At 58.1% G+C, this 13,102-nt stretch carries 11 protein-coding genes; 6 read left to right on the forward strand and 5 right to left on the reverse strand.

What is annotated here, in order from left to right:
• Positions 1-23 precede the first annotated feature (23 nt).
• From ACZ500_RS16540 to ACZ500_RS16560, 5 genes are all read right to left on the reverse strand, one after another.
• Positions 24-1,253, reverse strand: coding sequence for an acetylornithine/succinylornithine family transaminase (locus tag ACZ500_RS16540; protein WP_464228493.1), 1,230 nt, complete (start codon positions 1,251-1,253; stop codon positions 24-26).
• 46 nt (positions 1,254-1,299) lie between these two features.
• On the reverse strand, positions 1,300-2,181 hold the full coding sequence (gene argB, locus ACZ500_RS16545; protein ID WP_464228494.1) for an acetylglutamate kinase: 882 nt from the start codon (positions 2,179-2,181) through the stop codon (positions 1,300-1,302).
• A complete protein-coding gene (gene hslU, locus ACZ500_RS16550) occupies positions 2,178-3,548 on the reverse strand; it encodes an ATP-dependent protease ATPase subunit HslU (protein WP_464228495.1) in 1,371 nt (456 codons plus the stop codon). The genes argB and hslU overlap by 4 nt, the downstream gene beginning before the upstream one ends.
• Positions 3,549-3,680: 132 nt before the next feature.
• Complete coding sequence (gene hslV, locus ACZ500_RS16555; RefSeq protein ID WP_464228496.1) at positions 3,681-4,220, reverse strand: ATP-dependent protease subunit HslV; 540 nt, start codon at positions 4,218-4,220, stop codon at positions 3,681-3,683.
• A gap of 92 nt (positions 4,221-4,312) precedes the next feature.
• Entirely contained in the window at positions 4,313-5,257 is a 945-nt protein-coding gene (locus tag ACZ500_RS16560) for a tyrosine recombinase XerC (protein WP_464228497.1), read from the reverse strand.
• 706 nt (positions 5,258-5,963) lie between these two features.
• Here ACZ500_RS16560 and fusA point away from each other — a divergent pair.
• From fusA to ACZ500_RS16590, 6 genes are all read left to right on the forward strand, one after another.
• The gene (gene fusA / locus ACZ500_RS16565; protein ID WP_464228498.1) at positions 5,964-8,042 is read left to right on the forward strand and encodes an elongation factor G; all 2,079 of its coding nucleotides are present in this window, start codon (positions 5,964-5,966) and stop codon (positions 8,040-8,042) included.
• A complete protein-coding gene (locus ACZ500_RS16570; RefSeq protein ID WP_464228499.1) occupies positions 8,043-8,543 on the forward strand; it encodes a MogA/MoaB family molybdenum cofactor biosynthesis protein in 501 nt (166 codons plus the stop codon).
• A gap of 638 nt (positions 8,544-9,181) precedes the next feature.
• The gene (locus tag ACZ500_RS16575; RefSeq protein WP_464228500.1) at positions 9,182-9,313 is read left to right on the forward strand and encodes a hypothetical protein; all 132 of its coding nucleotides are present in this window, start codon (positions 9,182-9,184) and stop codon (positions 9,311-9,313) included.
• Positions 9,314-9,324: 11 nt separating this feature from the next.
• On the forward strand, positions 9,325-10,512 hold the full coding sequence (locus ACZ500_RS16580) for an AAA family ATPase (RefSeq protein WP_464228501.1): 1,188 nt from the start codon (positions 9,325-9,327) through the stop codon (positions 10,510-10,512).
• Positions 10,509-11,066, forward strand: coding sequence for a DUF4276 family protein (locus tag ACZ500_RS16585; protein ID WP_464228502.1), 558 nt, complete (start codon positions 10,509-10,511; stop codon positions 11,064-11,066). Before ACZ500_RS16580 ends, ACZ500_RS16585 begins: the two co-directional genes overlap by 4 nt.
• A gap of 408 nt (positions 11,067-11,474) precedes the next feature.
• The gene (locus ACZ500_RS16590; RefSeq protein ID WP_464228504.1) at positions 11,475-13,100 is read left to right on the forward strand and encodes a BamA/TamA family outer membrane protein; all 1,626 of its coding nucleotides are present in this window, start codon (positions 11,475-11,477) and stop codon (positions 13,098-13,100) included.
• The last annotated feature ends 2 nt before the right edge of the window (positions 13,101-13,102 follow it).

Raw genomic sequence — 13,102 nt, forward strand, 5'->3', positions numbered from 1 at the left:
CCACCGTAAATGACCTGGCTGTCCTAACCGGGTGACGCCACGCTTCCGAGGATGCGGTCAAGGGCCTCGACCAGCTGGTCGATCTCCTCTTTCTTTACGATCAGCGGCGGGACGAACCGCAGGATTTTGTCCTGGGTGCAGTTGATCAAAAAACCCTCATCCATGCAGGCCTTGACGATCGGGCCGCCCGGAACATCGAGTTCCATTCCGACGATCAACCCGATCCCCCGCACCTCCTTGACGAATCCGTACTTGCCCCGCAGGGTTTCGAGCCGTCCCTTGAAATAGTCCCCCACCTCACGGCAATGATCGAGCCAACCATCTTCGAGGATGCTCGTGAGAACGGCCCTGGCGACCGCGGACACCAGCGGGGTGCCGCCGAAAGTCGTGGCATGGCTGCCCGGGCCGAAGGCGGGTGTCAGGGCCTCGCGGGCCAGCATGGCCCCCATGGGCAGGCCGTTGGCGAGGGCCTTGGCAAGCGACATGATATCCGGTGTGACCCCGAAATGCTCGTGTGCGAAAAGCCTGCCGGTCCGCCCCATCCCGACCTGAACCTCGTCATAGATCAGAAGGGCGCCCCGCTCGTCGCACAGGCGCCGCACCCCTTCGAGATAGACCCGCGCCGGCACCACCACCCCGCCCTCGCCCTGGATGGGCTCGATAATAACCGCGCAGACCGATTCGTCCACAGCCTGAGAGAGGGCCTCCAGATCGTTGAAGGGAACGAATTTGAATCCCTGCAGAAGCGGGTCATACCCCTTCTGGATCTTGGCCTGGCCGGTGGCCGAGAGGGTCGCCATGGTCCTCCCGTGAAAGGAGTTGGCCATCGAAACGATGTGATAGCGCTCCGGGCCGTATTTTTCATGGGCCCAGCGCCGGGCAAGCTTGATGGCGGCCTCGTTCGCCTCGGCCCCGCTGTTGCAGAAAAAGCACCGGTCCGCGAAGCTGTGCTCCACCAGCAGCTGCGCCAGTTCCGTCTGCGGCTGCGTGTAATAGAGGTTGGATACATGCACCAGCTTTCGGGACTGCTCCTCGAGGACCCGCGCCACCAGCGGCGAGCTGTGCCCAAGAGCGCAGACGGCGATGCCGCCCACGAAATCCAGATAGCTCTTCCCGGCCTCGTCCCAGACCCGGCAGCCTTCCCCCCGCACGAGGCAGATAGGAAACCGGGCGTAGGTCGGGAACATGTACCGATCGGCCAAAGCGATCGTCGGCTGTTCCTTTTTGTTCTCTTCCGTGCCTGACATGGTCATCTTCCGATCTTTCAGTTCGTTCCGTTTGGTTGGTTTGCGTTGCGGGTCAGGGGACGATCTCCGTCCCCACCCCTTCCTTGGTGAAGATCTCGAGCAGGATCGCATGCTCCTGGCGCCCGTCGATGATATGCGTCTTGCGGACCCCGCCCTTGAGGGCGCCGAGGCAGCAGTTGACCTTCGGGATCATCCCTCCCTTGATCACCCCCCGGCTCATCAGCTCACGCGCCTCGCCCTCTTTCAGGGTCGAAAGGAGGCCGCCCGACTGGTCCAGGACCCCGGGGGTATCGGTCAGGAGGATCAGCTTCCGGGCCCTGAGGGCCGAGGCCACCGCACCGGCCACGAGGTCGGCGTTGATATTGAAGGTCTCCCCCTCCGCCCCACCGCCCACGGGGGCGATGACCGGGATGAAGGCATCCTCCATCAGCTTCAGGAGGATCATGGGGTCCACCGCGGTGATCTCCCCGACGAGCCCCATATCGATCAACTCGGGGGGCTGATCCTCCCCCCGGCTTTTCAGGTATTTCATGCGCTCGGCCGTCACCAGCTGCCCATCCTTGCCGGAAAGCCCGACAGCGCGCCCCCCGTTGGTGTTGATGAGGGTCACGATCTCCTTGTTGACCTTCCCGACCAGGACCATCTCCACCACGTCCATCGTCTGAGGGTCCGTGACCCGCATGCCGTCGACGAAGACCGGCTCGATCGACAGACGCTTCAGAAGTTCGCCGATCTGGGGGCCGCCGCCGTGGACCACGACCGGGTTCAACCCCACGTACTTGAGCAGGATGATATCGAGCGCGAAATCGCGCTTCAGCTTTTCGTCCACCATGGCGTGCCCGCCGTATTTGACGACGATGGTGGCGCCGTTGAAGCGCTGGATGTAAGGCAAGGCCTCGATCAGAACCTTGGCGCGATCCGACTGGGTAATCATAGGATGTACCTGCTCAGGTTTTCGTCTTCGAGGATGTCAGCAAGTTTTTCGCTCACCGTTTCCCTGGTGATGGTGACCGAATTTTCCTCCATGTCCGGCGCCTCGAACGAGATCTCGTCCAGGAGCTTTTCCATGATCGTCGCCAGGCGCCGCGCACCGATATTCTCCATCTGCTCGTTGACGCGGTTGGCCATGTAAGCGATCTCACGGATCGCGTCGTCCTCGAATTGCAGCTCGATGCCCTCGGTCTCGAGAAGGGCCTTGTACTGCGTGATGAGGGCGTTGCGGGGCTCGGTCAGGATGCGGTAGAAGTCTTCCTCCGAAAGGGAATCCAACTCCACGCGGATGGGGAACCGGCCCTGCAGCTCAGGGAGGAGATCCGAGGGCTTGCTGACGTTGAAGGCCCCGGCCGCGATGAACAGGATATGGTCGGTCTTGATCATCCCGTACTTGGTGATCACGGTCGAACCTTCCACGATGGGTAGCAGGTCCCGCTGCACGCCTTCGCGCGACACATCCGGTCCGTAACCCGACTCCGAACCCGCCACCTTGTCCAGTTCGTCCAGGAAGATGATCCCGTTCTGCTCGGTCATCCGCACGGCCTGCTCGATGACCTTGTCCATGTCGATCAGGCGTTGCGATTCTTCCTGGAAGAGGATCTCCAGGGCCTCCGGGACTTTGACCCGCCGTTTCTTCTTCTTGGCCGGAAAGAGGTTGCCGAAGACCTCCTTGATATTGAATTCCATCTCCTCCATCCCGCCGCTCGAGAAGATCTCCACCATCGGAAGCTGGGTATCCTGCACCTCCAGCTCCACGTAGCGCTTGTCGAGCTTGCCGTCCCGCAGCATTCGGCGCAGTTTCTCCCGAGTGGAGGACTTTTCGGAGTTGTCCACCCGGACCACCTCGAGGATCTTTTCCTTCTCGCCCTCCTCTTCGCGCACCTCTTCCTTGCGTTTGGGGAGCAGCATGTCGAGGAGCCGCTCTTCGGCGAGTTCCCTGGCCTTGCTCTTGACCTTTTCCTGCTCCTGCTTCTTGGCCATATTGACGGCGAGCTCGGTCAGATCACGCACGATGGATTCCACGTCGCGGCCCACGTAGCCCACCTCCGTGAACTTCGTCGCCTCCACCTTGAGAAAGGGTGAATCGGCAAGCCGCGCCAGGCGCCGGGCGATCTCGGTCTTCCCCACGCCCGTCGGACCGATCATGATGATGTTCTTGGGTGCGATCTCGTCACGGAGGTCCCGCGGCACCTGTTGACGGCGCCACCGGTTCCTGAGCGCGATGGCCACCGAGCGCTTGGCCTGATCCTGGCCGATGATATACTTGTCCAGTTCGGAAACGATCTCTCTCGGCGTGAGCACTTTCATCCTCGAATCTTTTCGACCTCTCATCCTATCGCCCGGTTCCCCCGAAGACCGCTCGAAACCTGTGCGCACCCGCCCGCCCGGCGTTCCACAGCTTTCCGGCGACCCGTCCATGCCCGCTTCGCCCCGGCCGTATCAGGGCTGAAGTTCATGCACAATGATCTGTTCGTTGGTATAGAGACAGATGGACGCAGCGATCTTCATCGACTCCATCGCAATGGTCTTTGCGTCCAGCGGCGAATGCTTCACCAGAGCCTGGGCGGCAGCCAAAGCATAGGGTCCGCCGGAACCGATGGCGGCCACCGCCTCGTCCGGCTCGATCACGTCGCCCGTTCCCGAAATAATCAAGGTGTGCTCCTCGTCCATGGCCAGAAGCAGGGCCTCCAGGCGGCGCAGGATCCTGTCCGTGCGCCAGTCCTTGGCCAGTTCGACCGCAGCGCGCGTGAGATTCCCGCGGTACTCCTCGAGCTTGCCTTCCAGCCGCTCGAACAGGTTGAAGGCATCGGCTGCCGCGCCGGCGAAACCAACCAGCACCTGGTCGTCGTACATCGGCCGCACCTTGTTGGCTTTGTGCTTCATGATGGTGTCCCCGAGGGTCACCTGTCCGTCGCCGGCCATCACAGCCCGGCCGTCTTTTCGAACGGCCAGGATCGTTGTCGCTCGTATGTCTTTCATCTAGGCTCCATTCACGTCCCCGGGATCCGCCTCCACACCGTGGGGCATCCCCACTTCAAAAAGCCCGGCATTTTCGGTCCGACAGCGGATCGTCAGCGGCTCCGGGGATGCGCCTTGTCGTAGGTTTCCATCAGCTTGTCCAGGCTGACATGCGTGTAGCGCTGAGTGGTGGAAAGACTCGCGTGGCCCAGCAGCTCCTGAACGGACCGCAGATCGGCCCCGCCGTCCAGTAGATGCGTGGCGTAGCTGTGACGCATCGAATGCGGGCTGATCTCCGCCGGCAGGCCGGCCTCGAGGGCATAGTGTTTGACGATCCGGCCGACGCTCCGCGCCGTAAGCCGGCCCCCGCGGGCGTTGACGAAGAGGGGCGCCCTGCGATCATCCTCCCATCGCTCTTTCCTGAGAGGTCCGGCGGCCGAAAGATAGCGCTCCACGGCCCGCAATGCCTGATGGCCAATGGGGACGATCCGCTCCTTGCCCCCCTTGCCCATGACCTTCACCAGACGCTCAGCGGCATCCAGGCTCCCGATATTCAGACCCGCCAGTTCGCTCACCCGGAGCCCGCACGAATAAAGCACCTCCAGAACGGCCAAGTCCCGCATCCCCAGAGGGGTCGGCACGGCGGCGTTTTCGAGGAGCCTGAACATGGCATCGACCGGCAGGTAATTGGGGATGCGCTTTTCCATCCGGGGCGTGGAAAGATCGGCGGCCGGGTTCTCCTGGAGATGGCCATGCCGCTCGAGAAAACAGAAGAAGGACCGGACGCTCGAAAGCTTTCTTGCCATGCTGGATCTCTTGAGGCGGCCGTGCATTCTGACCACATAGCGGCGCAGCAGATCCGGGTCGACCCAAACGGCTTCAGAAGAGCGGCCCGGTTCACCCTTCGGCCCGCCGCCCTGCTCCTTGTCGAGAAATTGGAGAAACTGATCCAGGTCGATCGCATAGTTTCGCAGGGTATGAGGGGAATACCCCTTCTGATCCCGCAAATAATCCAGAAAACGCGCTTTCAGCTCCCTGATCGACACGCTCAGCTCCATCAAAATCCGCCGCCCACCCACGGCGGTTTCATTTTTTCTAAAAAAATGTGTATATTAACATCTTTCGCGGAATTGGCAATTAAAAAATAGGGACGCTCATTCTGAGCTTGACTTTGAACCGGGCATTGATGTAGTTTCCCAGACCAAACGCCTTAATTTCTTAGCCTTTCACCTCAGGCTGAAAATTCCGGCCCTGAACCGCGGTGCATAAGCACCGGAGAACCGAGGCCCGATTCCGGAAACGTCTTATCTTTACGCCCCGACCGGCGGAAAAAACCGGACGAAGAAGCCTTTACCGGCATTCGCTTTTGCGGGCACTTTCAGCGTTTGCATGCTTAACGGTTGCCCATAACGGCATGGCTCGGAGAATGGGGTGCCTGAGAAAGGCCTTATGGCTGTCTTCGCCTGCAAACGGAATGCAGCCGCACCCATTTCGGGCCCTTCAGCAAAGAGAACCCGGGGGCATCGATCCTTCGTGTTCCGTCCTGGAATGAGGGCTACCTCCACCCGCTCCGCCTGTTCAGTCCCACTCCTTCCGGGCGGGTTGCGGTATGGCCACAATTCAGGAACTCAGGCGGTTGCTCCCAGGCAGCCTGAGGGCCCCATTGCAGGCCAAGGGGCGGCAAACGCCGAAATTGGACGAGAAGCCCATTTTGGGGTAGGAACCAATTCATTTCTATAAGATTCATCAGGAGAGGGTTAAAGTATGGAGAGAAAATCCGAACTACTTCGTAACGTCGCCCTTATCGCACATGGGGGCTCGGGGAAAACGTCTCTGGCCGAAGCCATCCTGTTCAACGGCAAGGCGACCACCCGGCTGGGCAGAGTGGATGAAGGCACCTCGAATCTGGATTTCGAGCCCGAGGAAATCAAGAGGAGCATTACGATCAGCACCGCCTTTCACCATTGTGCCTGGAAGAAGAATATCATCAACCTGATCGACACACCGGGCGACGACAACTTCCTCTCCGATACAAAATTGTGCCTCCAGGCGGCTGATTCGGCCGTCCTTCTGATCGACGCCACCGCCGGCCTCAAGATCGGAACCGAGAAGGTCTGGGCGTTCGCGGGAGAGCAGGCCCTCCCCAGGGTGGTTTTCATCAACAAGCTCGACCGGGAGCGTGCCGATTTTTATAAGGTCCTCGAAGAAGCGGAAAATATCCTGCAGGCCAAAATGACCCCCATCTTCCTTCCCATCGGCGCAGAGGACAAATTCAGCGGCATCGTCGATCTCGTCAGGATGAAGGCCTATCTGTACAGCAAGGACACGAGCGGCGGTTTCGAAACCGTCGACATACCGGCTGACATAGCCGATCAGGCCGAGGAATACCGCGAGAAGATGGTCGAAAACGTCGTCGAGGTGAACGACGAACTGATGGAAAAATACCTGGAAGGCGAGGCCTTGAGCGCTCAGGAAATCGAAGAGACGTTCATCCGGGGCGTCAACTCCGGGCAACTGGTCGCCGTCTTGTGCGGATCGGCAACCCTCAACATGGGTGTACCGCATCTCATGAACCTTATCGTTCAGGGCTTGCCCTCCCCCGTTCAGAAGACACCCAAAAAGGGCACGTCCCCGAAAACAGGCGAGACGATCGAGCGGACTCCCTCCGCAGACGGCCCCTTCTCGGCCCTCGTCTTCAAAACCATCGCCGATCCCTTCGCCGGGAAACTGAGCCTGATCCGGGTTTTTTCCGGCACGCTGGAAGCCGACAGCACCATCTACAATCCCGGCAAAGACGCCAAAGAAAAATTCGGGCAACTGCTGCTCATGGAAGGTAAAAAACAGCAGCCTCTCGAGATGGTCGGTCCGGGAGACATCGTGGCCATTCCCAAACTCAAAGAGACCACCACCGGCGACACCCTCTGCATAGAGAGCGATCCGATCGTCTACCAGCCGGTGCAGCCGCTGCCGTCCGTCATCTCCTATGCCGTCGAAGCGAAGGTGCAAGGGAGCGAAGACAAGCTTTTCAGCTCACTTGCACGCCTGCTGGAAGAAGACCCTACACTCCGGCTCGAGAGGGATCAGACCACAGCGGAGATCATCCTTTCGGGCGCGGGGCAGATCCACCTCGAGACCACCTGCGACAAGCTCCAGCGTAAGTTCGGGGTGGAGGTCAATCTGAAACCGGTCAAGATCCCCTACCGGGAAACGATCAAGAAGCCCGTCACCAAGGTCGTCTACCGCCACAAAAAGCAGACCGGCGGCCGCGGGCAATTCGCCGAGGTGCATTTCGATGTCATGCCCCTCGAGAGAGGGGCGGGGTTCGAGTTCGAAGAGGCCCTGGTCGGCATGAACGTACCCCGGAACTTCGTTCCGGCGGTTGAAAAGGGGCTCCAGGAGGCCATCCAGAAAGGGGCCTTGGCCGGAGCTCCCGTCGTGGACCTGAAGGTCCGGTTCTACGACGGCAAATCCCATGAGGTCGATTCGTCTGAAATGGCCTTCAAGATCGCCGCCATCATGTGCCTGCGCAAGGCCGTTCAGGACGCGAGCCCCACCCTGCTCGAACCGATCATGAAGCTTGAGATCGTGGTGCCGGAAGACTACATGGGCGACGTCATGGGGGATCTCAACAGCCGGCGCGGCCGTGTGCTCGGGATGGACAGCGAAGGGCGCTACCAGGTCATCAAGGCCCAGGTCCCCATGGCGGAGGTGTTGACCTACGCCCTGGACCTCAATTCCCTGACGGGCGGACGCGGCACCTTCCGGATGGAGCAGTCCCACTACGAGGAAGTGCCCGCCCAGTTGGCCGATAAGATCGTGGCGGCCTTCAAGACAGAGGAGTAGATGCAGCAGACCTTCAAGGCCGGCGTCCTGACGATCAGTGACAAGGGTTCCCGCGGCGACCGAACCGACGAAAGCGGCGAAGTCGTTGCGGGCATCCTCGAGCAGTCGGGGTTTCGAGTCGTAAAGCGAGGCATCGTCCCCGACGATGTCGAACAGATCCGCGGCACCCTCACCGATTGGGCCGACAACGAAAATCTCGCCCTGGTCGTCACCTCGGGCGGCACCGGCCTGAGTCCGACGGACGTAACCCCTCAGGCCATGGACGCGGTCCTCGATTACGAGGTCCCGGGCATGGCCGAGGCCATGCGGGCCGCCAGCCTCCTCAAGACCCCGCACGCGATGATCTCGCGCGCCAAGGCGGGCGTCCGCCGATCCTGCCTGATCGTCAACCTCCCCGGCAGCCCCAGGGGGGCCCGGGAAAACCTGGAGGTCCTCCTCCCCGCCCTGCCCCACGCCCTCGCCAAACTGCAGGGGGACCCCTCCGACTGCGCCACGGCCTGAACGTCCGGGACGGCTGGTTTTGGCACAGTCCAGAAACTGTTGGAGAATCGCCGAATGTAAAAGGTCATTTATTCTTCCGGTTCATCCTATCACATCCAGATACGGCGGCATCATTTCCACCACATTGTCCATTCCGCCAGCTTCCACCCTTTTATCCATGGCAACTTGCCTTGAGCGCCATGCCTGGCAGAGCGCCTTGACACAGACACCCTGAGACCTGCCTTGCTACAAACCTAAAAGCCATCCGCAACCGTTTTTGCCGAGCTGTAAATTTTTGCCGTCACGCCACCGTGGCATGCTCTTGCTCGCCAAACGTACCGGTCTTGACGCATAGGTCAGATCAAGCGGCACTGCATGTATCAGCGGTTGATGGAGGCATTGCAATGGAGACGCATTTCGATCCGGGTGTGCACTTACTGGGTGCCATGCCCGCTTTACATAGAGAGAATTTCCAGCGGGCAGTGGTTACCCCCGTGAGCACACTTTTGCACCTTTATCCGGACGAAAGCGTTTGACAATCGACCCTGACTAAATAGAAGATATTTTAGTTTGGGGAGTTTTGTCCAGCATCCCCATTACCGCCTCTGGCGTGGAAAGAAAAATTAATCGCCCATGACGGGCTAGAAGAAAATGGCGAAGTGGCCAAGCATTCTGCTAATCGCATGGCAGCAAAGACGGCGGCCCAGCTCATCGAATATTGGCCGATCCGCAAGGATCATCCGGAACCATATCGCCAGCTTTCATTTTTTGTGCGATTGAAAATGGAATAATGAGGCCACCTATGAAGATAGAATCAATTCGTCTGAAGAATTTCAAATCATTCAAAGATGCGGAATTGGCCGATTTACCCAACTTTTGTGTGATTGTGGGTGCAAACGGTACAGGTAAATCAACAATTTTTCAGGTTTTTGGGTTTCTACGTGATGCGATGACCAGCAATGTCAACGCGGCTTTAGCCAAATTGGGTGGGAGCCGTGGCTTCAAAGAAGTGCGTAGCAGGAACTCCAAAGGGGCAATTGAAATCGAATTAAAATTTCGCGCAGGAAAAGAAAGCCCACTCACAACCTATTTCCTGCAGATCAATGAAGCCCATGGAAAGGCGATTGTCGAACGGGAGATTCTCAGATATCGGCGCGGCAGCAGCGGCCAGCCGTGGCATTTTCTTGACTTCTCAAGAGGTAAGGGTGCTGCGGTCACCAATGAGCTGGAGACGGTAAAGGATGTGAAAGAATTGAACCGAGAAGAACAAACCCTGAAGTCACAGGATATTTTGGCCATCAAGGGTTTGGCCCAGTTTGAGCGTTTTCCAGCGGTCATGGCACTCGGCGATCTCATTGAAAATTGGCATATCTCGGATTTCCATATCAGCAAGGCCCGCCCGGAGCAGGAGGCCGGATACGCTGAACATTTGTCGCGTGAGGGCGAGAATTTATCTCTGGTCATTGAGTATCTTTACAACAATAGAAGGGAAACCTTTGATAAAATACTCGCCTTGTTAAAAATGCGGGTTCCTGGAATTAACCACGTCGAATCTAAAACTACCGAAGAGGGGCGGGTTCTTCTAAAATTTCAGGATGGCGCCTTCGAAGATCCGTTTCTCGCCCGCTATGTCTCGGATGGCACTATCAAAATGCTTGCGTATCTTACCCTGCTCTATGATCCAAATCCTCATCCATTGTTGTGCGTAGAGGAACCGGAGAATCAACTTTATCCAAAGCTCTTATGGGAACTTGCCGAAGAATTCCGTGCATATGCGAATAGAGGGGGACAGGTTTTTGTATCCACCCATTCTCCGGATTTTCTCAATGCGGCCCGGCTGGAAGAGGTTTTCTGGCTCGTTAAAAAAGACGGGTACACCGAAGTACTTAGGGCCAAAGATGATGAGCAGCTCCGCACCTATATGGCCGAAGGGGACCAAATGGGGTATCTCTGGGAGCAAGGCTTTTTTGAAGGAGCGGACCCTCGATGAGAACCATTGCCTTTTTTCTCGAAGAACCGTCCGCAAAAGAAATGCTCCAAGGAGTTCTACCGCGTTTACTTCCTGAGGATGTCGCCGTACGTTACCTTGTCTTTCAAGGGAAGCAAGACCTGGAAAAAAATCTCCTGAAAAAGCTGCGTGGATGGCGAAAACCTGAATCTACTTTTGTTGTAATACGGGATCAGGACTCCGGTGACTGCAAAGAAATTAAGGCAAAATTGGTAAATCTTTGTCGAGAAGCCGGACATGACGGTGTGCTGATTCGTATTGCTTGCCGGGAATTAGAAAGTTTCTATCTTGGTGACCTTGCCGCTATAGAACAAGGGCTTGGAATTAAAAATCTAAGATCACGGCAGCAGAGTCGAAAGTTTAGAAATCCTGATGCGTTGAATGGGCCTGCAATCGAACTCCGGAGATTGAGTGGTAACGCATATGATAAAGTGGCGGGTTCTCGCGCCATAGCACCTTTCTTGAATTTGGAAACCAACTGCTCGAGGAGTTTCAATATACTTGTTTCCGGAATCAAGAAACTGGCGGAGAGGTAGTCTGGACATCAATGCAAATACAGTTTGGCAACGCAAATGGTCGAGCCTCATCTTCGATCAGAAAAGTCTCGACTCATTCATCTCCTTTGGTGCAGCGATCTCCCTGCGGCAGGCTGGGGGATAAGCTTTTGTTTTATCTAGTTTCCATCCGGAAATGGTCTTTTTGGCCAATCTCGGCGTCAATCTGCACGTTTGCTTGTGCGGCGACCTATAGGTCGCCTCCGGGCAAACGCTTGATTTCCTTGATATTGGCCAAAAATCCTCATTTCCGGATTGGAAACTGGGTTCTATAGGAAAATCATTTCCGATGGACACTATCTAAAATACTCCCTTTATGCCTCAACAGAGCTTCCGCTCTTGCCCGATTCCAGGTAAAATGGCTTGCAGACCAATACAAGGAGGCTTCAGATGCCTTGCACCCTGCGGGTTCTTCTCATCTGCCTGATCGGCATGCTGTCGACGCACGGCTCGGTTCGGGCGGGCGAAAGCCCCTGGATCCCGTTCGAGGAAAAGGGCGCCGTCGTGGACCGGATCCAGATCGAAGTGGACGACGTCTTCGATCTGGACAACCCGAAGGAAAACCACTGGCTGGGGCGGACCGCCAATGTCCTCCACATCAACACGCGGCAGAGGATCATCCGCAAAACGTTGCTCTTCAAGGAAGGGGAAGCCGTCAATGCCCGGATCATCGCTGAAACCGAAAGGCTCCTGAGAAACCTGCCCTATCTGATCGACGCCGAGATCCTGCCCGAAACCGAGGCGGACGGCACGGTGACCGCCAGGGTCAAGGTGCACGATGCCTGGAGCATCCGTGTAGGAGGGAAGTTCAGCGATATAGGCGGAGACCAGGACTGGCGCGTCAGGCTCGGGGATGTCAATCTGCTCGGTTACGGCAAAGAGCTCTTCGTAACTTATGGTCAAGACAGCGAACGGACCACGCAGCAGATCTTCTACACCGACCCGCTCCTTTTCAACACGCGGTGGGCCCTCGAAACCGCCTACGAAAACTTGTCCGATGGGGATCTCAAGCTATTCCGCCTGGAAAGAGGCTTTTTCGAATACACGACCCCCTGGTCGGCAAGCTTCGCCTTCCGGGATGAGAGCAAGATTCACACCCTTTACGATCGCGACCGGGAAATCTACAATTTCCGCTTCAGCCCGCAAGAGATCTCTGTCGGGGTCTGGAAGCTGCTCCGTTTCCGGCATCGCACAGCGATCCGGGCAGGGGTCGAATACCGGCACATCGAAAAAATGTATGGAGAGCTGAACCAGGTCTCCACGCCCACGTTCTCTCCCCCGGAACTCACCGACCGCACCTACGGCGGCCCGCTCGTCCATTTCTCGCTCAACCAGGACCGCTACGGATCCTTCCGGAACCTCAAGGCCGTCAGCGTCACCGAGAACTACAATCTCGGATGGGACCTGGCGCTCGCCGGGGGCTACTTCTCGACCGCACTCGGAAGCGAAACCCACGCAGGCTATTTCGAGGCCTCGGTGAAAAAGGGGCTGCGCCCCAACCCGGAATCCCTTTTCCTGGCGCAAGCGACAGGGCACACCCGTACGGAGAGTCACGGATTCCGCGACGCGCTGGGGAGCCTTCAATTCACCGGCTACCATCAGGCATGGCCTTTTCAAACCCTGGCGGCCAATCTGGATCTGACCGGGGGATACGAAATGGACCCCGAAAACATGATCTACCTGGGCGCCGAGGAGGGCCTCAAAGGCTACCCCTCCCACTTCAGGGCAGGGGACGCACGCTGGGTGTTCGCGCTGGAAGACCGTGTCGTCCTCCCGTGGGACCTTTGGGGAATCGTCCAACTCGGCTTCGTCGGGTTCGCCGAAGCGGGCGCCATTCACAGCCCGGACGGGGGCGGCTGGAGCAAGATTTACGCCGACGTAGGGGGAGGGCTGCGCCTCGGGAACTTGAAGAGCGCCTTCGGCCGGGTCATCCTCCTCACGGTGGCCTACCCCCTCGTCAAGGAGGACGAGGCGGACGGCTTCCAGGTGCTGATCGGCAATGAGGTCCGGTTTTGACC

The organism is Desulfatiglans parachlorophenolica (genome assembly GCF_055394735.1).